The 21,918-nt window shown below is 35.0% G+C and carries 25 protein-coding genes; 21 read left to right on the top strand and 4 right to left on the bottom strand.

Going from position 1 to position 21,918, the window contains the following annotated elements:
• Window positions 1-24: 24 nt before the first annotated feature.
• Both ACLU24_RS11430 and ACLU24_RS11425 read right to left on the bottom strand, forming a co-directional pair.
• Window positions 25-357 (bottom strand): plasmid mobilization protein, encoded by a 333-nt coding sequence (locus ACLU24_RS11430; protein WP_412612767.1) that lies wholly within the window; start codon window positions 355-357, stop codon window positions 25-27.
• Between the two features lie 223 nt (window positions 358-580).
• A complete protein-coding gene (locus ACLU24_RS11425) occupies window positions 581-1,663 on the bottom strand; it encodes an AAA family ATPase (RefSeq protein WP_412612762.1) in 1,083 nt (360 codons plus the stop codon).
• A gap of 161 nt (window positions 1,664-1,824) precedes the next feature.
• Between ACLU24_RS11425 and ACLU24_RS11420 the strand changes: the two genes are divergently transcribed.
• The 15 genes from ACLU24_RS11420 to ACLU24_RS11350 all read left to right on the top strand — a co-directional run bounded on the left by ACLU24_RS11420 (window position 1,825) and on the right by ACLU24_RS11350 (window position 14,832).
• Window positions 1,825-2,973 carry a DUF6076 domain-containing protein gene (locus ACLU24_RS11420; RefSeq protein ID WP_412612760.1) on the top strand — a complete coding sequence of 383 codons (1,149 nt, stop codon included), beginning with the start codon at window positions 1,825-1,827 and terminating at the stop codon, window positions 2,971-2,973.
• A 10-nt stretch (window positions 2,974-2,983) separates the two neighbouring features.
• Entirely contained in the window at window positions 2,984-3,793 is an 810-nt protein-coding gene (locus tag ACLU24_RS11415) for a sigma-70 RNA polymerase sigma factor region 4 domain-containing protein (RefSeq protein ID WP_412612759.1), read from the top strand.
• A gap of 149 nt (window positions 3,794-3,942) precedes the next feature.
• On the top strand, window positions 3,943-4,377 hold the full coding sequence (locus tag ACLU24_RS11410; protein ID WP_412612757.1) for a GNAT family N-acetyltransferase: 435 nt from the start codon (window positions 3,943-3,945) through the stop codon (window positions 4,375-4,377).
• Between the two features lie 10 nt (window positions 4,378-4,387).
• The gene (gene aac(6'), locus ACLU24_RS11405) at window positions 4,388-4,831 is read left to right on the top strand and encodes an aminoglycoside 6'-N-acetyltransferase (RefSeq protein ID WP_412612756.1); all 444 of its coding nucleotides are present in this window, start codon (window positions 4,388-4,390) and stop codon (window positions 4,829-4,831) included.
• Window positions 4,832-4,842: 11 nt separating this feature from the next.
• Window positions 4,843-5,352 (top strand): GNAT family N-acetyltransferase, encoded by a 510-nt coding sequence (locus ACLU24_RS11400; RefSeq protein ID WP_412612755.1) that lies wholly within the window; start codon window positions 4,843-4,845, stop codon window positions 5,350-5,352.
• 2 nt (window positions 5,353-5,354) lie between these two features.
• Entirely contained in the window at window positions 5,355-6,128 is a 774-nt protein-coding gene (locus ACLU24_RS11395; RefSeq protein WP_412612754.1) for a class I SAM-dependent methyltransferase, read from the top strand.
• A gap of 233 nt (window positions 6,129-6,361) precedes the next feature.
• The gene (locus ACLU24_RS11390; RefSeq protein ID WP_412612753.1) at window positions 6,362-6,682 is read left to right on the top strand and encodes a TfoX/Sxy family protein; all 321 of its coding nucleotides are present in this window, start codon (window positions 6,362-6,364) and stop codon (window positions 6,680-6,682) included.
• The gene (locus ACLU24_RS11385) at window positions 6,682-7,311 is read left to right on the top strand and encodes a GyrI-like domain-containing protein (RefSeq protein WP_412612751.1); all 630 of its coding nucleotides are present in this window, start codon (window positions 6,682-6,684) and stop codon (window positions 7,309-7,311) included. The genes ACLU24_RS11390 and ACLU24_RS11385 overlap by 1 nt, the downstream gene beginning before the upstream one ends.
• A gap of 24 nt (window positions 7,312-7,335) precedes the next feature.
• A complete protein-coding gene (locus ACLU24_RS11380; protein ID WP_412612749.1) occupies window positions 7,336-7,824 on the top strand; it encodes a GNAT family N-acetyltransferase in 489 nt (162 codons plus the stop codon).
• Between the two features lie 41 nt (window positions 7,825-7,865).
• Window positions 7,866-8,774 carry a hypothetical protein gene (locus ACLU24_RS11375; protein WP_412612747.1) on the top strand — a complete coding sequence of 303 codons (909 nt, stop codon included), beginning with the start codon at window positions 7,866-7,868 and terminating at the stop codon, window positions 8,772-8,774.
• A 67-nt stretch (window positions 8,775-8,841) separates the two neighbouring features.
• Window positions 8,842-9,720: an AraC family transcriptional regulator gene (locus tag ACLU24_RS11370; RefSeq protein ID WP_412612745.1), complete on the top strand. Its 879-nt coding sequence runs from the start codon at window positions 8,842-8,844 to the stop codon at window positions 9,718-9,720.
• A gap of 299 nt (window positions 9,721-10,019) precedes the next feature.
• A complete protein-coding gene (locus tag ACLU24_RS11365) occupies window positions 10,020-11,393 on the top strand; it encodes an AAA family ATPase (RefSeq protein ID WP_412612744.1) in 1,374 nt (457 codons plus the stop codon).
• 10 nt (window positions 11,394-11,403) lie between these two features.
• The gene (locus ACLU24_RS11360; protein ID WP_412612742.1) at window positions 11,404-11,709 is read left to right on the top strand and encodes a hypothetical protein; all 306 of its coding nucleotides are present in this window, start codon (window positions 11,404-11,406) and stop codon (window positions 11,707-11,709) included.
• 149 nt (window positions 11,710-11,858) lie between these two features.
• The gene (locus ACLU24_RS11355) at window positions 11,859-12,836 is read left to right on the top strand and encodes a hypothetical protein (protein ID WP_412612741.1); all 978 of its coding nucleotides are present in this window, start codon (window positions 11,859-11,861) and stop codon (window positions 12,834-12,836) included.
• A gap of 241 nt (window positions 12,837-13,077) precedes the next feature.
• Window positions 13,078-14,832, top strand: coding sequence for a hypothetical protein (locus ACLU24_RS11350; RefSeq protein ID WP_412612739.1), 1,755 nt, complete (start codon window positions 13,078-13,080; stop codon window positions 14,830-14,832).
• Between the two features lie 961 nt (window positions 14,833-15,793).
• Here the strand turns inward: ACLU24_RS11350 and aroB are convergent.
• Both aroB and ACLU24_RS11340 read right to left on the bottom strand, forming a co-directional pair.
• Complete coding sequence (gene aroB / locus ACLU24_RS11345; RefSeq protein WP_412612738.1) at window positions 15,794-16,903, bottom strand: 3-dehydroquinate synthase; 1,110 nt, start codon at window positions 16,901-16,903, stop codon at window positions 15,794-15,796.
• Between the two features lie 60 nt (window positions 16,904-16,963).
• Window positions 16,964-17,407 (bottom strand): hypothetical protein, encoded by a 444-nt coding sequence (locus ACLU24_RS11340; RefSeq protein ID WP_412612736.1) that lies wholly within the window; start codon window positions 17,405-17,407, stop codon window positions 16,964-16,966.
• A gap of 294 nt (window positions 17,408-17,701) precedes the next feature.
• On the opposite strand from ACLU24_RS11340, the gene ACLU24_RS11335 reads away from it, so the two are divergent.
• The 6 genes from ACLU24_RS11335 to ACLU24_RS11310 all read left to right on the top strand — a co-directional run bounded on the left by ACLU24_RS11335 (window position 17,702) and on the right by ACLU24_RS11310 (window position 21,793).
• Entirely contained in the window at window positions 17,702-18,037 is a 336-nt protein-coding gene (locus tag ACLU24_RS11335) for an anti-sigma factor antagonist (protein ID WP_412612733.1), read from the top strand.
• Window positions 18,021-18,461 carry an anti-sigma F factor gene (gene spoIIAB, locus ACLU24_RS11330; RefSeq protein ID WP_412612732.1) on the top strand — a complete coding sequence of 147 codons (441 nt, stop codon included), beginning with the start codon at window positions 18,021-18,023 and terminating at the stop codon, window positions 18,459-18,461. Before ACLU24_RS11335 ends, spoIIAB begins: the two co-directional genes overlap by 17 nt.
• A complete protein-coding gene (locus ACLU24_RS11325) occupies window positions 18,454-19,107 on the top strand; it encodes a sigma-70 family RNA polymerase sigma factor (protein WP_412612731.1) in 654 nt (217 codons plus the stop codon). Before spoIIAB ends, ACLU24_RS11325 begins: the two co-directional genes overlap by 8 nt.
• Window positions 19,108-19,442: 335 nt before the next feature.
• Window positions 19,443-20,462: a UDP-glucose 4-epimerase GalE gene (gene galE, locus ACLU24_RS11320; RefSeq protein WP_412612729.1), complete on the top strand. Its 1,020-nt coding sequence runs from the start codon at window positions 19,443-19,445 to the stop codon at window positions 20,460-20,462.
• A 6-nt stretch (window positions 20,463-20,468) separates the two neighbouring features.
• Window positions 20,469-21,020 (top strand): NUDIX hydrolase, encoded by a 552-nt coding sequence (locus tag ACLU24_RS11315; RefSeq protein ID WP_412612727.1) that lies wholly within the window; start codon window positions 20,469-20,471, stop codon window positions 21,018-21,020.
• A 2-nt stretch (window positions 21,021-21,022) separates the two neighbouring features.
• Window positions 21,023-21,793: a histidinol-phosphatase gene (locus ACLU24_RS11310; protein WP_412612725.1), complete on the top strand. Its 771-nt coding sequence runs from the start codon at window positions 21,023-21,025 to the stop codon at window positions 21,791-21,793.
• Window positions 21,794-21,918: the final 125 nt, after the last annotated feature.

Raw genomic sequence — 21,918 nt, 5'->3', positions numbered from 1 at the left:
TGAATCTTTTGTAAATTTGCTCTTTTACTTGTCTACTTTATTGACTATGGTCCACTCCGACAGTTTTATGATTGCATCATAGATTTTTCTTTGCATAGCAATCATTTCACTAAAGTTGTATGAATTAAAAGCACCGCTGTTTATCTTTCTCGTTATCTGATTCAGGTTGTTGCCAATCCTTTTTAGCTCAACAAGCAACGGTTGTAAATCAACTACTTTGATTTCACTTTTTAATGAAGATTTCAAAATATACTCAGTCAATGTCAGCTGAGCTTTCTTTGACATTTTATAGATTGCAGACTTTTCAGATTGAGTTAATCTTATACTCAATGTTTGATTTCTCTTACGATTTTCTATTTTTATGCACCTCCGTATTAAAGTGGGTCCGGGCTTCGCTCGGTTTTATGTGTTCGGCGGACAGCCGGGCGCTCTGCTTGCCCCGGACAAGTCCGGGAAATGTAGCCCCAACCTCTGCTACTGAAAATAAACTTTCAATTCTGCCGTAAATCCGCCCCAATTGCGATTTTTACTTGCAGTCGGATACTTCCTCCACCTCTGCAAAATAATCGCACAAATCGGCTCACGTTGGCTGACACAGCTCGTCAGGGTCGCAAGTGACGAAAGGAACGCAAGTTTTGGCGCTAATAATATTTACGTCACTTACGGCACTTGAGTCACTATCGGGCAGATAGTGAACATTTACAAACCTTTTACCGTTACTTCTGTATGAGCTAAAGAAAACATCGTTATCCTCTAATTCGTAGCGCCATTTATTCATCATCTGTTTTAACGCTTTTGCAGAGATTTCTTTACAGCAGAAAGAATTAAATTCTTCTGCGAATTCGGTATTCGTACCTTTGAAGATTTTTACCTTTTTCATAAACTCAATCAACTGAATCATCTCATCCGACAAAAGTATTTCAGGACTTTCTACACTGTCCGAAACTAAATCCCATATATGATTGTCTTTTGAAAAGTTCAGTTCCAACTCTCTGTATTCAATATCCCTGCCCGTGCAAATCATAGTTGCGTTGTTCTGACTTCTCTTGCTCTTATCAAGAATAAATGTTGTATCAACCGCACCGCTGATTCCTGTTGTGCCTGAGATTTTATTTAGAGGATCATTGTCACCTTGCTTGCGCAGATGATGTACAAGCAGAAGAGAAATTTTCAGCTTGTCCGCTAATCTTTTCAGTTCCTCAATTTCCTGATAATCATTTGCGTAAGTAGTATCCTTATTTTTACTTCGTATCATCTGAAATGTATCTATGACAACAAGAACCGTATCTTTATGCTCTGCGACAAAACTTTCAATCTGTTCTGCAAGTCCGTCCGACAGCGAACACGAAGATGTTGCAAAGAATACATTGTTCGGAACTTCATCTGTAATTTCATTTAGCCTTTGTTGGATTCTGCTCAAATTGTCCTCAAGACAAAGATACAAGGTAGTTCCCTTCGTAGTTTTAAAATTCCACACCTCCTCTCCTTTGGCTATGCGAACACACCAATCAAGCACTAACCACGACTTACCTATCTTCGGAGCACCGCAGAGCATTGATACTCCCTGCGGAAGCAACGAGTCAATGCAAAAGCTTATCGGCTTGATTCGCATATTCATTAATGTTTCACCGTCAACGACAGCAAGATTTTTGTTGTTACGCACTATAACTACTCCTTCCATAAAATATTAGAAGCTTTTTGCTCCCAATATATAAATGTCAGAAATTTTCAAAAAGCCGTAAAAGTCCGTGACAACACAATTTGCTTTCCTATACACTTGTGATTTTATTTTCAAAGTGATATAGTATAAACGGAGTTGATACTATGGACTTAAAGGACAATGTGCTGAAAAAGCTGAATACTACTAATCTTTTTAGCATCACATATAGAAAAGATAAGTTTTCAATCAGCGATAAGGAATATCCTATCGGTTACACAAGTTTTCTTGTAATGGACACCGACAGTCGCTTTATTGATGAAAATATTTTTGAAGATTTAAGAAATTTCACGGAAAAATTATTAGACAAGGATTTTAGCAGAACTGATTTTTTAGATTACCATTCAAAAATAATTTCAGCTATCGATGTTTTGAGTCAATATGAAGTTTTTAAAATATTTGATATAAAGAAATGCAAAGAGGAAATAAATAAGCTTTTCGCAGAAGAAAAAATCAAGCTTTATGAAGAATATGACCGATTCACGAAGAATGAATATAGAATAAAGATTTCAGAAAAATTAGACGAGTTAATCAAAGCGTCTGTTGATTTGGAAACGGCTTTCTCAATCGGTTTCTATATCTCGTCGGCTGTAAAGGAAGTAGAATATTATTCATCTGTCGTGTTTCAGATTACAAATAAAATAGTAAAAAATAACGCACGAACAAAAGCAAAACTTGCAGAAGCATTCAATGATTTTGTAAAAGACCCGTATATGAATTTTATATTTGATGTTAACAGCCACCCATTCGGCACGAGAGCAACAATAATTCCGGTGGTAGAAGTTGCAGACGGCACAAGCAAGATTTATCGAAAGGTTTATTACAATAATCTGAAAGACTTTTTGATGACAGACTTGTTTGAAGGATATATTCACGGTCACTATCTTTGGAGATGCGATATTTGCGACAGATATTTCTTTATGACAACAGCACGCAATCAACTGTATTGCAGTACGGTAAATAAGAAATACGGTGTGCCTTGTTCATACATCGCTAAACACCCGGAAGTCACAAAAAGGAAAATGAAAAAACAGAGAAAATCCGACAGCCCATATTATGTTCTATGGAAAAATCGTTACGATTCTATCCGTAAAAATAAAAGCCTTAGCAAATACAGTGCGAATGTATCTGCCAAGGCAAAGGAGCTTATTGATTATTATTTTAATTTAGCAAATGTTGATTTTGACTATGCCGAAAATCAATACGAGAAAGATATGGAGCTTTCAAAAATTTATGAGGAGGCTATGAAAGATTAAGGAAAATAAAATGTATCAGCTTAATTATGTTCCAATCAGGCTTGCTAACTTGAATGATTATTTTGTACGCTACAAAGAAACAAAGGACGAAAAATACTTTAATGAATTTCTCTATTTTTATGAGCCTGTACTCAACAGAAATGCCCAACTGTTTATAAATAAATACAGCTTGGATAATAACAGAATTAACGACTTGAAACAAATCTTTTCATCTCTGCTGTGGAGCGAACTGCAAAGCTATGATTCGGATTTACCTTTACTACAGCTCATAAAATATAAAGCGCTCAAAGCTTGGCACAAATATGTCCGTACTGTTTGCGGTAACGTACATATCAATAATGATAATCTGTATCAGAATTTAAGGAAAGTAGCATTGCTGTACTCGCAACAACCGAATGACAAACCTCTTGAAGAAGCAGTCACGGACATTGCAAATGAATTGAATATTTCAAAGAACACAGTTCGCAACTGCATTATTACTTCAACTCAGTTTAAGCAGAACAATAATCTTGATATTCACAATAAAGATAATGAAAATTATTTTATTTCTTCAATCACTGATATTGAGATAGATACACTGTCCCCCGAAGAAATATATTTCAAAAACGAACAGCAAGAAGAGTTAAAAACGGCTTTGAGCAAACTCAAGCCACAGGATTTAAGATTGATTGAGTTAGTATTTGGTATCTGTCCCAACTGCCTGAAAAGTAAGGAGAAAACAACAATCCGTAAAGCATCATTGATAGTTGGTATGACAGCCGAGGGAGCAGAAAAGAGATTAAAGAAAATTCTAAAGCGATTAATAGAAAATTTAGAATAATAAGGGTATGAACCACACTTCGATTCACATTTTTGCTTTGTTATTTTTTGTGAAATTTATAGCGTTTTAATTTTCAAAATAATTGCTATATTATTGTTTTGATGGTAGAATTTAAATAAATATTGATATTAGTAATTACGGTGATGAAAGTGATTAGAGAAATCAAGACAAACGAATTGAACAAATTGCTTGAATTATATACTCATTTGCACGAGCTTGGTGTTCCTGAGAATACAGAACATTTAGAAAAAACATGGAATACAATTTGCAATGACGAAAATCATCACATTATTGTTTCTGAGATTGAAGGCAAAATTGTTTCTTCCTGCGTGTGCGTTATAATTCCAAATCTTACAAGAAATATCCGTCCATATGCATTTATAGAAAATGTGGTCACGCACACTGATTACAGAGGAAAAGGCTATGCAACCGCTTGTCTGAATTATGCAAAGGAGATTGCACAGAAAGCGGATTGCTACAAAATGATGCTACTTACAGGCTCAAAGAACGATAAAACTTTAGATTTCTATAAAAAATCAGGCTACAACTCAGAATACAAAACTGCATTTATCCAATGGTTATAGGGGTGATATTTTGAAAATAGAGTACAGACAAGCAACGAATACCGATAGTGAAGCTATTGCCTTATTAGCTGTTCAGATGTGGGCAAGCCATACAGTAGAAGATTTGTCAAACGGTTTTTCTTCGTTAATGAAGAGCGATAATAATGCTTTATTCCTGTTGATTATTAACGGTACTATACAAGGGTTTGCACAATGCGGATTAAGGCACGATTATGTTGAAGGCACAAACAGCAGTCCAGTAGGATATTTAGAAGGAATTTTTGTACAAGAAGAATATCGAAAACAAGGCTATGCAAAACAGCTTTTGAATTACTGTGAGAAGTGGGCAAAAGAAAAAGGTTGCAGTGAATTTGCCAGTGACTGCGAACTCGATAATGAAATCAGTCGCCAATTTCATATAAATTTAGGCTTTGACGAAGCAAATAGAATAATCTGCTTTACAAAGAAAATATGATGAGGAAAACAATGAATATACAATACAGAAAAGCAACTTCAGAAAATTTTGATAAAATAATGGAGCTTATCAAATCCGCTATAATTAATATGAATGAAGCAGAAATATATCAGTGGGATGCAATTTATCCCGATGAAGCTACTATAAAACAGGATATTGACAATAATGACTTATACATAGGAATTGTTGACGAAAAGATAGCTGTCATTTATGTAATAAACAATTCCTGTGACGAAGAATACAATAATGGAGATTGGCAGTATCCCGATACAAAATATAGAATCATTCACAGGCTTTGCGTTCACCCTGATTTTCAAAATAAAGGTGTCGGCAAAATCGTAATGGAATATATTGAATCCAAACTTAGCAATGCAGGTATTGAATCTATACGGCTGGATGCTTTCACCAAAAATCCTTATGCACTAAAGCTTTATAAAAACCTCGGCTACAAAATCGTAGGCTATGCCGATTGGCGTATGGGAAGATTTTATCTAATGGAAAAATATTTAACAGGTAACTGAATATGGACTTACGAAAAACCTTCAATACAGATGAATACAATTACGACAAGTCAAGACCTGCTTATCCGAAAGATTTATTTGAGGATATTTTTGATTATGTAAATTTATCAGAAAACAGTAATGTACTTGAAATTGGAATTGGCACAGGACAAGCTACTTTGCCGTTCTTAAATAAAGGTTGTAATGTGACTGCTGTTGAACTTGGCGACAAGCTTTCAAGATATTGTGCGCAGAAATTTTCATATTTTGATAAATTCAATATTATTAATTCAGATTTCATTGAAGCTGATTTGCCTGAAAAGAGCTTTGACCTGATTTACAGTGCAACCGCTTTTCATTGGATTCCAAAAGACAGCGGATATGCAAAAATAAAATCATTGCTAAAGTCTGACGGTGTTGTCGCCTTATTCTGGAATCATCCATTTGTCAGCAATGTAAGTGACGAAACAAATCTTGCGAGTATAGCTGTTTATAAAAAGTACCGTTCGAATGATAAAATACCTGTTGAATTTGATTCGATAAAATGTCAGGAGCAAATCAATGAGCTTAAGCAATATGGATTTACCAATGTAAAATCAAAAGTATATAAACGAATCCGCAGGCTGACAAGTGAGGAATACATATCTTTAATCAAGACTTATTCCGACCATAACGCTTTACCAAAAGAAGTGCGGAAAGCTTTTGAAAAGGATATGAAGAAAGCTATTGATGATGTCGGCGGAGTTATTAATATTTACGATACGATTGATTTGTATTTAGGGAGATATTCACTATGAACAAAATTACGGAATCACTGATTAAATCACGTTTGAAGATTGTTTATGCATCTTGCTTGCATATTTTCCGCCATTTTGGCCAAAATTCCGCACACTTCTAAGGATGCGCAAAAATTTTGAACAATCTGACAAAAAATCTGACGGCGCAATATGCACAAACGATTTAATCAGTGCTTCCTTAGAAAAATAAATTCTGTCTTAACAGTTTATCGGACAGAATATAAGAGGTAAATATGGCTTCAACAAAAGATTATTTAGACTTTATTCTAGAACATCTCAGCACACTTGATGAAATCACCTACCTTGCTATGATGGGAGAGTATATTATTTATTATAGGGGCAAAGTAATTGGCGGCATTTATGATAACCTATTTCTCGTAAAGTCATCAAAATCCGCAAAAGTGCTGATGCTTGATGCACAGTTTGAATTACCATATGAGGGTGCAAAAGAAATGCTCTTGGTAGAAAATATTGAGGACAGGGAGTCCTTAGCGGAACTGTTTAACGCAATGGTTGATGAACTGCCTGCACCAAAAAAGAGGGGAACAAAATAATGGCTTTCGATTACAAAAAAGAATACAAGGAATTTTATATGCCTAAGAACAAGCCGGGTATTGTAGATGTACCGGCTATGAATTATATAGCCGTCAGAGGTAAAGGCGATCCAAATGACGAGAACGGCGAATACAAGCAGTCTATCGGTTTGCTGTATGCTATTGCCTTTACAATCAAAATGAGCAAAATGGGCAATCACAAAATTGAAGGCTATTTTGATTATGTTGTTCCGCCGCTTGAAGGCTTCTGGTGGCAGGAGGGCGTGCAGGGGATTGACTACACTCACAAGGAAAACTTTTGTTGGATTTCGCTGATACGGCTGCCTGATTTTGTGACTAAGGCAGATTTTGATTGGGCAATTGCCGAAGCAACTGCAAAGAAGAAAACCGATTTTTCAAAGGTGGAATTCTTTACCTATACCGAGGGGTTGTGCGTTCAATGTATGCACCTGGGCTCTTATGACAGCGAGCCTGCAACGGTTGCGTTAATGCACGAATATGCCGCAGATAACGGCTATGAAATTGACATCACTGAAAGCCGTTATCACCACGAAATTTACCTCAGCGACGCAAGACGGGTTGCCCAGGAAAGGCTGAAAACGGTCATCAGGATACCGATTACAAGATAATCTTAATAAAATAACGGAGTAAATATGGACTACACCATAAGAGAAATGAGAACTGATGAATACCCTCTGCTTGATGATTTTTTATATCAGGCAATTTATCAGCCTGATACAACGGACTTAGCACCAAAATCAATTATCAATAAGCCCGAGCTTCAGGTTTACATAAAGGACTTTGGAAAGCAAAAGGATGATTATTGCTTTTGTGCTGAAGTTGACAACAAAGTTGTCGGAGCTGTATGGGTGCGTAATATCAATGGATACGGCAGTGTTGACAATGTTACAGTTGAGTTTGCTATCTCGGTTTTTGACAAATATCAAAAAATGGGGATAGGCACTACACTGATGAATAAAATGCTTGAGCATCTAAAAGAACTGCATTATCCAAAAGCCTCTCTTGCTGTTCAAAAGGTAAACTACGCTGTCCGAATGTACCAGAAAGTAGGTTTTGAAATCGTCTGCGAAAACGAACAGGAATATATTATGATACATAGGTTAGGTTACGAAAATGACTAATTCGGATACTATAATTTGCTAAATTATTGAGGAGAATGATTATGAACAATTTTAAAAAAGCAAAAGGATTTGTTTACAGAAACGCCCGTCCACTCGACCTCGCCAGATTCCGATTCCATTTTGAAAACGGAAGTGCTGATGAAGTGCTTTATGCACTGTCCTTTTATCAGAATGACGACGGCGGTTTTGCCTATGCGATTGAACCTGACAATTGGAATGAAAGTTCAACTCCAATCGGCACTTGGGCAGCAACTATGATTTTACGGGAAATAGGATTTTCAGATACTTCTCACCCTATTATCAGTGGTATTCTGAAATATCTTGACAGCGGAAAAGATTTTGCCGACGGCAAGTGGTTTAATACCGTTCTCGGCAATAATGATTATCCTCACGCTGTTTGGTGGAAATGTGATGGAGCCGGACTGCCTGCGGATAACCCCACCGTCAGTCTTGCGGGATTTGCACTGCGCTTTGCAGATAAAGCAAGTGCGCTTTACAGAAAAGCGTGCGAAATAGCGACAAAATCTGTGGCTGAATTTATGAAAAATCCCACTGACGAATGTCATACCGTCAGGTGCTTTGCTGATTTACTCGGCTATTGCGAGCAAATTGAGGAATTCAATCTATTTGACATTAATGCCTTTCGCAATGCGATAATAAAAAAAGTGAATGAAACCATCTGCAAAGATACAAGCAAATGGGCAAAAGAATATGTATGCACACCGTCCTTCTTTAATTTTAAGAAGAACAACATTATTAAGTGTATCGACCTTAAGCTTTGTGAATACGAGGCTGAAATCATCAGGAATGCCCAGTTACCTGATGGTTCTTATCCTGTTACCTGGCAATGGTACACTGATTACAAGGAATTTGAAATCGCCTCAAATTGGTGGAAGTCGGATATTATCATAGGGAATATGCTTTATTTGCGAGAGCTTGGAAAGATATGATTATGTCCTCAAAAAGTCGGACAATAAATAGAAAATCCTGATATGATACTATCAGGAGGTAAACATTATGGATATTCTAAAACAGCTTAACAATACAGTTATTTATATTGAGAATAACCTATGCGGTGAGATAGATACTGACAAAATTGCAGAAATCGCTCTTTGCCCTTATGACAAGTTCAAACGCTTTTTCAGCTATATGACAAATATGTCGGTAAGCGAGTATGTCCGAAAACGCAGGCTCTCGCTTGCGGCATATGAATTGTTGAATAACAAAGTAAAAATCATAGAACTTGCTGTCAAATATGGATACAACAGTGCTGATTCATTTACGAGGGCATTCGCAAAACAACACGGAGTATTGCCGACAGAAGTGAGTGCAGATACATCGCTGAAGGTTTATCCGCCGGTTTCATTCCACATTGCAATTAAAGGTGCAAATGAACTGAATTTCAGAATCGTAAACACAGATGAAATCAAACTCAAGGGTATCTCACGACAGTTTACAGGCTTAGCCGCTGACCGCTTTGAGCAGGAACATATTATGTGGTCAAATCAGCACGGCGATGTTCAAAATCAAGTCTGCACTACCGTTGAAGGTGTTTGGTACGGTATATGGGATAACGGAGTTTATTCAATAGCCAAGAAAGCCAATGAAATTGATAATCCTAACCTTGAAAGCATTAAAATTCCAGCAGGCAAATATGCAGTATTCTCAACCGACTTTGGCGGTTTTGCCGGCGATGTTCTCCCAAAACTCAGAGAGAGAATATTTGATTGTTGGTTTCCTGATTCAGAATATGAACAGACTCATGATTACGAAGTGGAAATTTACTACCTTTATCCCAAAAACGAAAAGAATAAACGGTACTATGAAATTTGGATTCCAATTATAAAAATAACTATGGAATCTGAAAAATTTTGCCTGCCGAATGCTTGGCTTTAAAGGGATTCCCTAAAGATTTTAGAATTGTCGATATTCCCATTAAGGGTGCGTATAAATTGATTGGCAACTAGATATGTATGCCAATAATTGAAGCAATTGCAAATAACATAAAAAAACAGCGTATAAGCTACAAAATCGTGCTTATACGCTGTTTTGCTCGGATTTTTACAGCGTTATTTTGTTGTAACAAACAAAAGCTTGACAAATATAAGATGTTATGATATGATTGAATCAAATTAAAACGCTGAATGCGTTTTAATTCTACTCAGATTACTAAGAATGTTCGGAGGTTGTTTATTATGTTGATGAGTTTTTCGGTTGAAAACTTTGGCTCTATCGGTCATATGCAGACATTAAATCTAATGACCGGCAAATCAAGAGGAAAATCAAGCCATCTTATGCCTGTATATAAAAAGAAATCCCTAAAATTTTCGTCTATATACGGCGGTAATGCATCAGGAAAATCCACTCTAATTCGAGCTATTCATTACGGGAAGATGGTGATTCAGAACGGATATATGGACAAAAGATTTATGTCTGTTAATAAGACTAATTCTAAGTGGATTGAAAAGCCTTCAACTTTTATTTATTCGGTTTTCATAAATAAAAAAATCTATGAGTATGGTTTTTCTTTGATATGGGATCAAGAAAAGATTGTTAAAGAATGGTTAAAAGAAAAAAACTCTCGTTATGAGGAACAAACAATTTTTATAAGAGATTCACTTGAAAACAAATTTGAAATAAGTTTAGCTAAAAGCCTTAATGACGAGATTTATAATAGAGTTTGTATCTACTTCAAAGATTCTGCTCAAGAGGATAATAATTTATTTCTCAAAGAAATCAACTATAAAAAAGGAAATTTGTTTGATGAATCCTCACTACAGTTTTTACGAATATTGTATAATTGGTTTGATACAAAGCTTAAATTTGTATATCCAAATGACGATTCCGATTTGGGCCAATACAATTTCATTAACTATCCCGAAAACAATGATAAATTGTATGAATGCCTTTTTAGATTAGATATCCCCATAGATAGAATGTCTTATATTGACACTACATTTGAACACGCTTTCAAGAGTACGCCTAGACCTATAATTGAAAAAATACAAAACGATATTAAAACTTTATATGAAAGAGAAGAAATGAAAGACAAAGCTCCTACTTCCTTTGTACTACGTTTAGGAGATAGCTATTACATTTTAGAAGCGGGTTCAGATGGGTTAACCAAGATTAAAACAATAGTTTTCTCACATAATTCTTTTGGCAACTATGAGTTTAGCGAAGAATCTGATGGTACAAAAAGAATTTTAGAATTATTGGAAATAATTACTTCCCCTGAAAAGGATGTAACATATTTTGTTGATGAAATTGATAGAAGTTTACACCCCTTGTTAACGGAACAGTTTATAACTATGTATCTTAATCCGGAAGAAATAAATTTCAATCAATTGATAATTACTACGCACGAATCACGTCTTTTGAATCTTAAGACATTGAGGAAAGATGAGATAAATTTTATTTCCAATATTAATGGTGAATCACACATTGTCAGATTAGATGAATTTGAAGCCAGTGAATCTCGCTCTGATATTAATTTAGAATTAGCATATTTAAACGGGAGATATAACGGGATTCCAAACATTATAAAGCCTGAATGTGGCAATAAGTAGGTGAGTTTTTGTGAGACCAAATAAGATCATTTACATTTATTGCTCATTAAGTGATTGTATGCTCATCAAAAAAACGCTACCAATGATCCAAAACGGCTATATTCTATCACTTTATATAGCACAAAAAGAGACGTCAATCAAACAGATTAGAAAAGTTCAGTTAAAATCAAAATATACTCAGGGAGATTATTTAATTTTAATTGATACTCCCAAAAGACTGAGTTTTAGAGATGACTATGCTTCAGCAAATATTTTACACTTTTCAAATGTTGACGCTTTTTTTATTTGGATTTCTTCGATTGAAAGGGGTGATTAATTTGATTGTAATAAAAAAGCATTGATATCTGCGACAATAGACATCAATGCAAATGGCATCAACCCGTAAACACAGGAACTATGATACCCTATCTAATTTAATTATATCATAGATTTCCTGAAATTCAAGATATTAACGAAAATTTTTATATGAAAGGAAAATTTATGCATATAAGTAAGCTATTTTACTTAAGAACAACAGGTCATAAAGACCTTGACTTTGTTGATATTGATGAAGTAAAAGACACAAAACTTTTTATTGACCCTTATGTCATTCAAGCTTTAGACGATGGTTTTTGTATTGAAGCGCAAAAAAGTATTAACTCCTTCTTTAGAGAACTGTTTATTGCTTGTAAAAAGCGTGATCTTCATCGCTTGAGAGAACTTTTGGAACACGCAACAGAACCTAACGAAACAAATTTAGGTATGAAAACCAAAAGTATCTATGGAAAAGGTGCTACAGCAAGTGAACTATCATCTCTCTTTTTGGAGTTTTTCAAATTAGTCTGCAAAAATCCCACGCTTGAGAACGATCCATTAGCTCTATGTATCTATATCAAAAATTTTGATAAAGACAAAATGTCTGACTTAATAACCAACATTATTAGAAAACATCTTTATTATTTCACGATGCAACAGGTTGATAAGCATAAAATTCAATTATCTGATGAAATTGTTCCGATTGGATATTATTGGAACGATAAGTCTTTAATGTGGGAAGAATTAAAAGGAAAAGCTCTCTGTACAGGTTATGGATTAGTTTTATTAGTACCAAAAAACATAGTTCGTAGTCGATATATTTTTAATGTTGAATGTTACATAAAGCAGTATATTATGTCCGTACTTCAGAAGAAACACCTTGATAACAGAACTGACCTATGCACAAAGCGCGAGATGAAAAACGGCACCGTCAAACTTCTTCCTCCGACGAAGAAAGAACTGTATGCCAAAGAAGTTAATGGTACTATACACAAGGACTATGCTTTTAATTACAGTATAAATGATAAAGATACCGAAAATAAATTTTTAAATAATATGCTATTGCGTATCAAAAAAGGGGAAGGAAAACTCTCCGATGATGAACTAGATAGATTAGTTTATGAAAAACGAACTAAAATAGCTTCATAATTCATTTTTTAACATAAACAACAACTAATAAGTAGCAATGGATATTCACTAGTAAATCCGTTTGGTATTAGGAAGCCTTTTCTTATGAGAAGGCTTCCTGAAATGACTTCAAATATCAAATTAGACATTATAGCTTTATTAAGAGTTTTTAACAAGGCATCAGTCGAATTACAAACATAAAAAGCGGTTTATAAAACGAATAATTATAACTAAACAAAAGGAACGGGAGGTATATAATAGTATGAAAAAAGACAAAGCAATAGACAACATATATGAAGAAAGAGAAAAATTTATTATTGTAGGATTGACGGGTAGAACAGGATCTGGGTGTACTACTGTTTCAAAAATATTGAGCACTGAAATATTTGAAGAGCTAAACTTACACGAACCCAAAACAACTGATTTTGATACTAACGAGCAGAGAAAGTATCAAATAGTATACAGCTATATAAAACAACATTGGAGTCCTTTCTTTAGAATAAGCATGACTGACGTTATATTTTCTTTTATAATTCAAGAATCATTTGATAATTTAATAGACAAATTAAGTGGCATTATAGGGAAAGAACTTGCAAAAAATATTAGTAACGAATTAAACGCCAAATTTCCTAATCTTAGAGCTGAGTATTTTTATCTGAATAAAGAAATATCTAAGATATTTGGAACAGATATTCATCTTGATAGATCTAATCGCAACAATTTAAAAATCGCGTATAATATTCTCATAAGATTGTCTAGCATTCAATCAAAATTCAGAGAAGTAATGAATAATAATATATACATTGATAAATCTAACAACACGACAGTAAGCACATTTACTTATTGTTTACAAGAGTTTGGAAATAGGATACGCAATCACGGGGATATAAACCCCGATAAAGAATTTAGTGGAATTCATATGTTTGCATTAGCAAGGAGAGCAAATGATTTTATAAAGGCTGTACAGGCAGTAAATAAAGCAAACAACCATCCAACATTTATTTGCCTTGATGCTATACGCAGTCCGTACGAAGCAACATATTTCCAAGACAGATATTCATCTTTCTATTTAGTTGCCGTTAGTACAGATGATAACGAAAGAATAAGAAGATTAGGAGAAAAACTAAGTCATGAACAAATAAAAGCTTTAGATTCAAAAGAATATCCTTCTAAGCTAAAAGATGAATCAAGATTTACTAATCAGGATATCGGTGCGTGTCTACAACTAGCGGATATATATCTGTATAATCCATACGAATCAACAAATGAAAAGTATTTTATTACAGAATTAATCGTTAAATATATTACTCTTATGAAGCATCCTGGATTAATTACGCCAACCAGTGTTGAACGCTGTATGCAAATTGCATACAACGCTAAATTAAACTCCGGTTGTCTTTCAAGACAAGTTGGCGCAGTAATTACAGATTCTCATTATAGCGTTAAGGCTGTCGGATGGAATAGTGTAGCTGAGGGACAAGTTCCGTGCAACTTAAGGAATGCTGAAAATTATTTGATAAATAAAGATAAAAGTTCATTCAGTACCTATGAACTTGAAAACCAAGAATTTATCGATCACATGCACAAAGAATACAAAAGAAAAATTGGGCTTTCATCATTAAAAGGACGCTTATGTTCATATTGTTTTAAGGATGAGTATGAACAAATTACACTACAAAAGAATCAAGTTCATACCCGTTCACTTCATGCAGAAGAAAATGCTTTTTTACAAATTGTAAAGTATGGCGGAGAAGGAATACAAGGCGGTAAATTATTTACGTCTGCAAGTTCGTGTGTCTTATGTTCCAAAAAAGCCTTTCAATTAGGAATAAAAGACATTTTTTACATTGATCCATATCCGGATATTGCAACATCGCATATCCTTTCATTTGGTAAAGATAAAACAAAATGTCCAAAATGCCACCTCTTTTACGGAGCAATTGGAAGAGCATATACATGCTTATATACACAAAGAATAGCAATTAAAGATGAATTATCGTGTTTGTATTCTGATTAAGTGAACGCATGCGTTAAAATTAGTTTTGTGATGCAAATTATATTATTATTATCATTGTGAAGCAATAAAACGATTTGCTTGACTTAAACTACGATATTTATTTTAATACGATTCTACGATTTGACTGCGATCATTTTAGCCATATAGAAAATTTTAAGAAGTTTACTCAATGTCTGATGAATTTTAAAAACAATGAAGTGTTTAAGCTTTGTATTATCACTTTTCTAAAAAATATTACCACATATTTCGGATAACAGACATATAAATAATTATTTCACCGAAGTGGTGTAATCATCAGGTCCATATGAATGCAAATTCATGCAGGTTCAAGTCCTGTTATCCGCACCATAACTTTTAAAATCCCATAAATGCTGAAAATACAGTGTTTATGGGATTTTTTTGCTTTAAATTCGTTAAAAACAGGCTTGTAAGATATGTATAACTAACAAATAACAAACGAGCAGCTAACAAAAAACGCCCATACATTTTCCAAAGCTGTATGGGCGAAATTACTATTAGCTATATTAAATTTATTGCGTTTATAAGTTCTTGAATTTAAATACAGCAACGGAAAATTTTATTCGGGCTATCGAGGAATAAGATTGAGAAACTGATGACCAAGTTCCCGCTGTCTGAGGAACGCATTATAGGCGAGCAATGGAAGAAAAAATTTATCATGCAGTTTGGTGCGACCCTACATATACGCAACCTGCTGACTTGTTTAAATGGGATTGCCTTAAATGAGATTTTTAGCAAGATTTCCATATATTGTTCAAATATTTTCTGGGTGCTGCAATTTAAAAATACCTATAAAAATTTATTAAACTGAAATTGTTAATAAGATAAAAGTAGAAAAAGCTAAATATGCTTTAATAATCATTTTATAGAAAATTTATTTTTTGACAATGAAAAAGCGATAGAACCAAATTTAGAGGTTCTATCGCTTTTTTGCTGAGTAAATTTACATATTCTCTATAATTTTTGCAATCTGATTTTCAGCAATTTCTAAGCCGTAAGCATTATCACCAAAGCACATAACATCACCGATTTCCTTTTGGAAAACAAATCTCAGCTTTCCGTCACGAACTTTTTTATCAGTATAGAGCTTTTTAACGAGAACATTTTTATCAATATAATCAGGAATTGTTATAGGCAAATTAGCTCTCTTATAGAGGTCAATAACCCTATTCATATTTTCTTCAGAAATAAATCCGAGTTCATTGCCAAGCTTAACTTGAGCAACCATACCAATGGAAAGAGCCTCACCGTGTAAAAGCTTATAATTAGAAACAGTTTCAATCGCTCTGCCGACAGTGTGTCCAAGATTGAGAATTTCTCTCAAACCGCTTTCACGCTCATCTTTCATAACGACATTATATTTAACTCTGCAATTTCTCTCAGCAATGAATTCACAAGCCTCAACATTATTTTGAAGAATCTTTTCGATGTTTTTCTCCAGATATTCAAACATTTCCAAATCGCCGAGGCAAGCGTGCTTTATGGTTTCCGCAAGACCGCTTGAAAGCTGTCTTTCAGGAAGAGTTTTCCAAGTATCTATATCTATGTAGACCTTTTTAGGCTGATTGAACATTCCTATGAGATTTGTGGCAAGCGGCGTATCAACAGCAGTTTTTCCACCGACAGAAGCGTCGGCCGCTGAAAGAAGTGTGGTTGCATAGTTGATGAAAGGTACGCCTCTGCCAAAAGTACCGGCAACAAAACCAGCCAAATCAGTAACAACTCCACCGCCGATTGCAAGCACACAGCAATCTCTGCGATAACCTTTATTTAACATGGAATCTTCAACAAATTCTTTCATTGGGCGAGTTTTTGATTTTTCACCCTCGGGAATAACGAATAAATCTGCTTTAAAACCTTTTTCAATAAGCTTATCAAAGATTTCCTTTGCATAAAGATTCTCAACGATAGAGTCAGTAACAACAGCAAATTTCTTGATTTTACCGACTAAACCATTCTGTATGTCATTTATGAGCGTGTCAGAAAGTTTGTGACCGATTTCAATGTCGTAAGAGTCGTCTACAACCTTCTTGAGTTCACAATAAAATTTCATTTATACCACCCTTGCATTTTTCTTTCATTATATCATATATGTAAAAAATTATAAAGCATTTTAATTGCCAGATTTTTTGCTGTAAATAAAATTTTTTATTTTATAGAATCCCATAGCAGATATTAAGATTAGTAATGAATGAATAATATATGTGAAATCATGTCCTAACATCATAAGCATATCAGCAGGTGAAACCTCAAAATTTTCAGGTTTAAAGTTATTATATATAAATTTAGAAGGTAATGGAAAAACTGATGATAATGCAATAATAATAAATACTGAAATAGTTGATACTCTAAATGCTAAAGAAATTGTATTAAAAGTGTCCGATTTTTTTCTTGAAGAATAGAGTAAACCAAAAAGAATCATAATTACAGATATTATTAGTCGGTCATAATTTTCTCCTAAAAACCAATATACTGCAAATGTTGCGTCCATCAAAAGTGAATATAACAATCCACCTATAACAGCCTTTGCAATGATTTTTTTATCATTGTTATGCAAGAAAACCACCCCTATTAAAATACTAAAGTGATACTCGGTTTTGTTTTACATTATAGCATAGCAATTTTGTGTTTTCAACATATTTATTACAAAAGAATTGCTTTTTTATTGGTTTAAATCGGCGTAATGTGCTTATATCTGACTTAATATAGCCTTGTGTGTCGAGTAAAAATATCATTCCTGAAACTTTTTTCGCCGTAATTTTTGTGTATAAAAAGCTATTATTTTATTGAAGCAAGAAGCATATCTATATATGTGGATGGCTAAAAATTTTGAAAGGACTGAAAAAGAAAAATGGATGTGAAAATCATCACCGACCATGGCGAAATGACAGCGAAGCTATTCGGTGAAATCGACCATCATAAAGCTCGTTCTATGCGTGAAACCATAGATTCAGCCGCCGAGAGAAATAAGCCGACAGTGCTTTATCTTGATTTTGGCGGTGTGACATTTATGGATAGCTCAGGAATTGGTCTTATTATGGGCAGATACCGAACTATGAAGCTGCTCGGCGGAGAGGTTCGTGTGTTGAATATTCCGCCGAGTATGGAGAGAATGGTTGAGCTGTCTGGATTGTCGGCATTAAAGCTGTTTGAGAAAGGGTGTGAAAAAAATGAAGTTAAAAAATGAGATGAGCCTGACCTTTGAGAGCCGTTCATCAAATGAAGGTTTTGCAAGAACGGCGGTTTCGGCGTTTATCTCACAGCTTGACCCGACAATAGGCGAAATAACCGATATAAAAACGGCAGTTTCTGAAGCTGTAACAAATTGTATAGTTCACGCATATAAAGAAAGCGTTGGACTTATATACATAAGAGTAAAAATCTTTGAGGGTGCAGTTGTTGTAATTAAAATAAGAGATAAAGGTTGTGGAATTGCAGATATAGAACAGGCAATGGAACCGCTTTTCACAACAGGCGGAGAGGAGAGAGCAGGTTTAGGCTTTGCTGTTATGCAAAGCTTTACGGATAAGGTCAAAGTTACATCAAGAGAGGGCAAAGGCACAACAGTTGTTCTTGAAAAACGGCTTATGAGCCGTATAAAAGATGTATGACAGAGATAAGGCAGTCAGTGAGAATCTTGGACTTGTACATTCCTGCGCAAAGCGTTTTCGTGGCAGAGGAATAGAGTATGATGACTTGTTTCAGGCTGGCTGTGTAGGCCTTATAAAAGCGATTGATAATTTCGATGAAAGTAGGGGATTAAAGCTTTCAACCTATGCTGTGCCGGTAATATTGGGGGAGATAAAAGGACTTTTTCGTGATGGAGGTGCAGTGAAAATTTCAAGGGGATTAAAAGAACTCTCCCTAAAGGCTACGAGAGAGGTTGCACGATTCTTAAAAGAAAACGGCAGAGAACCACAGATTTCAGAGCTTGCACAGATTCTTGGCGTAGAACCTGAACAGGCAACAGAGGCACTCAATGCATCAAGATTGCCTGTTTCACTTACAGCCGATGAAGAAAACGGTTCAGGACAGCTTGATATTCCTACTGATGCACCGGATGAAAAACTAACGGAGGTTATATCACTTCACGATGAAATAAAAAACCTCGAACCAAAGGATAGAAACCTCATATTATTACGGTTTTTCAAAAATAAAACTCAATCAGAGACAGCAAAGGAGTTGGGAATGACACAGGTACAAGTATCACGCAGAGAGAAAAAACTTTTAATATATTTAAGAGAGAGGTTGATATAAAAATTACACAATAAGTGTTATAACGCTTGACAAATGCTTAATAATTTCCTATAATTAAATATAGAGATACACAATAGGTGTTTAAAACGATTTTTAAATTACATTTGCAGCGAAGAGGTCGCTAAAAGTGTCGAGGCATAAGAAAGCATTGCCAATTATAAAAATTGTTTTAAAGATTCCAAGATATAAAAGCGAGGTGATAATTAGATATATTTATCTTTCTAAAAAAGCTATAAAGCCTTTGATTTGACAAATGATTGCCAATATTGTATACTTAATTACAATATAAAATTATTTATTCGGATAAAATCACTAAAGAAAAGGAAGTATATGATATGGCAATTTTAGTTACAGGTGGTGCAGGATATATCGGAAGTCATACTTGTGTAGAACTTCTCAATGCAGGATATGAAGTAGTTGTTTGCGATAACTATTGCAATTCCGTTCCAGAGGTTTTAGAGAGAATTAAGCAAATCACTAATAAGAATATAACGGGCTATGATTGTGACATAAGAAATAGAGCGGGCTTAGAGAAAATCTTCTCTGAAAACTCAATCGAGGCTGTTATTCATTTCGCAGGCTTAAAGGCTGTCGGTGAATCTACAAGAGAGCCAATAATGTACTATGATAATAATATTTCTGGTACAGTTACACTTCTTGATGTTATGAAAGAATATAACTGCAAGAGCATAGTTTTCAGTTCATCAGCAACTGTTTATGGCAACAATCCTATTCCTTATGAAGAAACTATGGTAACGGGTGATGTAAGTAATCCTTACGGCAGAACAAAGCACTTCATCGAGCAAATCCTTGGTGATGTATATGTTTCTGATAACGAGTGGAGCATTTCACTTCTCCGTTATTTCAACCCAATCGGTGCTCACGAGAGCGGACTTATCGGTGAAGACCCGAACGGTATTCCAAATAACCTTATGCCATATATTTCAAGAGTTGCTATTGGTAAGCTTCCACAGCTTACTGTATTCGGCGGAGATTATGACACTAAGGACGGCACTTGCATTCGTGACTACATTCATGTAGTAGACCTTGCAAAGGCTCATCTTTGTGCATTGAATAAGCTTAAATCCGACCCACACAGCATAGATGCTTATAATATCGGAACAGGTATCGGATATAGCGTTCTTGATATTATCAATGCTTTTGAGGACGCAACCGGTCAAAAGGTTAATTACAAAATTGGTGAAAGACGAGCAGGTGACCTTCCGGCATTCTATGCAAATCCTAAGAAGGCAAATGAGGTTCTTGGTTGGCACGCAGAGCGTAATTTGCATGATATGTGCGAAGATACATGGAGATTCCAGAAGAATAATCCAAATGGCTATAAGAAGGACTGATTTTCTGTGTCGGAATATTTTGACATATTAAATCCTGACGGAACACCAACGGGTAAAATCAAAGAGCGTAATGCCGTACACCACGATGGTGATTTACATGGAAGTGTTCATATATGGCTTTTTCGTGATGGCAAGATTCTCTTGCAAAAACGCAGAGATGACAAGGAGTCCTTTCCGTCTTGCTATGATGCCGCTTGCACAGGACATATTTCCGCAGGTGAAACACCGATAGAGGCGGCTATTCGTGAAACCGAAGAAGAAATTTCACTCAAGCTGAAGCCTGAAGATTTGCATTTTTTGCACGACCAGATGCTTACTGTTCATCAGGGCGATTTTATAAGCAATGAATTTAATCGTGTTTATTTTGTCGATGAAAGTGTTTCGCTTGATACGCTTAAATATGACGAAAAAGAAATTACAGAACTTCGTTTCTTTGAGATTGAGGACTTGAAAAATAGACTTAAAAACAAAGAAAAGGGATTTTGTATGACCTATGATGAACTTATTCGTGTGATTAATTGTGCTGTTTCTCAAGGATTGTTGGAAAGCAGGGAATGATTTTGAAAAGTAATTTTCATACACATACTAAACGCTGCTGTCACGCATTTGGCGTAGAAGTAGATTATGCAAAAGAGGCTTATGATAAGGGGCTTTCAGTGCTTGGATTTTCCGACCACGCACCTTTTAAAGATGTTGATTACGGTTACCGTATGCAGTTTTCGGAACTTCCGAAATATATTTCTGCCGTTCAGACCGAAAGAGAACGCTATGCAGGAAAAATGCGTATTCTGACAGGCTTGGAGATTGAATATCTTCCGAAATACTGCGAATATTACGAGTGGCTTTTGAATGATATGAAGCTCGATTATCTTGCCTTAGGTGAACATTTCTTTAATACAAATGGAAGATTTTGCAGTATCTTTGGCTCTGAAAGCACAAATGAATATATCCCTTATGCAAAGGCTATTTCAGAGGCTTTGAAAACTGGATATTTTTCAGTGCTTGTTCACCCTGATATTATGTTTATGAATTGCTTTGCATGGGATAAAAACTGCGATAAAGCTTGTGAGATAATCGTAGATGCGGCAATGCTTACTAATACGCCTGTTGAATATAATGCAAATGGTATTCGACGAGGACAGCAAGACTATCCTGATGGCAGGAGAGACCCATATCCTCACCCTAAATTTTGGGCGATGGCAAAAGATGCCGGCTTAAAAACCTTAATTGGTTCAGACGCACATAGTCCTGAGCAGGTTTATGATGAATCTATGGAGCTTGCGGTAAAGCGTGCAAAAGATTTTGGACTTGACATAATCAGCGAATTTTAAGACAATTTCAAAAAGCGACTTTTTTGAATTATTTAAATGATATAATTTACAAAAATAACCATATGAATTTACAACCTGTTTATAGATTGTTTAAATTTGTGTGTTAAGATTATATCATCAAATAG

This window comes from Pseudoruminococcus sp., assembly GCF_047012705.1.
Lineage (GTDB): Bacteria > Bacillota > Clostridia > Oscillospirales > Acutalibacteraceae > Pseudoruminococcus.
The sequence above is the reverse complement of the archived record's forward strand: the minus strand, read 5'-3'. Positions and strand labels throughout refer to the sequence as shown.

What these genes read in the sequence shown, in the direction of transcription:
- ACLU24_RS11420 (WP_412612760.1), top strand. Translation starts at nt 1,825, where the DNA reads ATGGACTTAAAGGACAATGTGCTGAAAAAGCTGAATACTACTAATCTT.
- ACLU24_RS11415 (WP_412612759.1), top strand. Translation starts at nt 2,984, where the DNA reads ATGTATCAGCTTAATTATGTTCCAATCAGGCTTGCTAACTTGAATGAT.
- ACLU24_RS11400 (WP_412612755.1), top strand. Translation starts at nt 4,843, where the DNA reads ATGAATATACAATACAGAAAAGCAACTTCAGAAAATTTTGATAAAATA.
- ACLU24_RS11395 (WP_412612754.1), top strand. Translation starts at nt 5,355, where the DNA reads ATGGACTTACGAAAAACCTTCAATACAGATGAATACAATTACGACAAG.
- ACLU24_RS11390 (WP_412612753.1), top strand. Translation starts at nt 6,362, where the DNA reads ATGGCTTCAACAAAAGATTATTTAGACTTTATTCTAGAACATCTCAGC.
- ACLU24_RS11385 (WP_412612751.1), top strand. Translation starts at nt 6,682, where the DNA reads ATGGCTTTCGATTACAAAAAAGAATACAAGGAATTTTATATGCCTAAG.
- ACLU24_RS11380 (WP_412612749.1), top strand. Translation starts at nt 7,336, where the DNA reads ATGGACTACACCATAAGAGAAATGAGAACTGATGAATACCCTCTGCTT.
- ACLU24_RS11375 (WP_412612747.1), top strand. Translation starts at nt 7,866, where the DNA reads ATGAACAATTTTAAAAAAGCAAAAGGATTTGTTTACAGAAACGCCCGT.
- ACLU24_RS11370 (WP_412612745.1), top strand. Translation starts at nt 8,842, where the DNA reads ATGGATATTCTAAAACAGCTTAACAATACAGTTATTTATATTGAGAAT.
- ACLU24_RS11365 (WP_412612744.1), top strand. Translation starts at nt 10,020, where the DNA reads ATGTTGATGAGTTTTTCGGTTGAAAACTTTGGCTCTATCGGTCATATG.
- ACLU24_RS11355 (WP_412612741.1), top strand. Translation starts at nt 11,859, where the DNA reads ATGAAAGGAAAATTTATGCATATAAGTAAGCTATTTTACTTAAGAACA.
- ACLU24_RS11350 (WP_412612739.1), top strand. Translation starts at nt 13,078, where the DNA reads ATGAAAAAAGACAAAGCAATAGACAACATATATGAAGAAAGAGAAAAA.
- aroB (WP_412612738.1), bottom strand. Translation starts at nt 16,903, where the DNA reads ATGAAATTTTATTGTGAACTCAAGAAGGTTGTAGACGACTCTTACGAC.
- ACLU24_RS11335 (WP_412612733.1), top strand. Translation starts at nt 17,702, where the DNA reads ATGGATGTGAAAATCATCACCGACCATGGCGAAATGACAGCGAAGCTA.
- spoIIAB (WP_412612732.1), top strand. Translation starts at nt 18,021, where the DNA reads ATGAAGTTAAAAAATGAGATGAGCCTGACCTTTGAGAGCCGTTCATCA.
- ACLU24_RS11325 (WP_412612731.1), top strand. Translation starts at nt 18,454, where the DNA reads ATGTATGACAGAGATAAGGCAGTCAGTGAGAATCTTGGACTTGTACAT.
- galE (WP_412612729.1), top strand. Translation starts at nt 19,443, where the DNA reads ATGGCAATTTTAGTTACAGGTGGTGCAGGATATATCGGAAGTCATACT.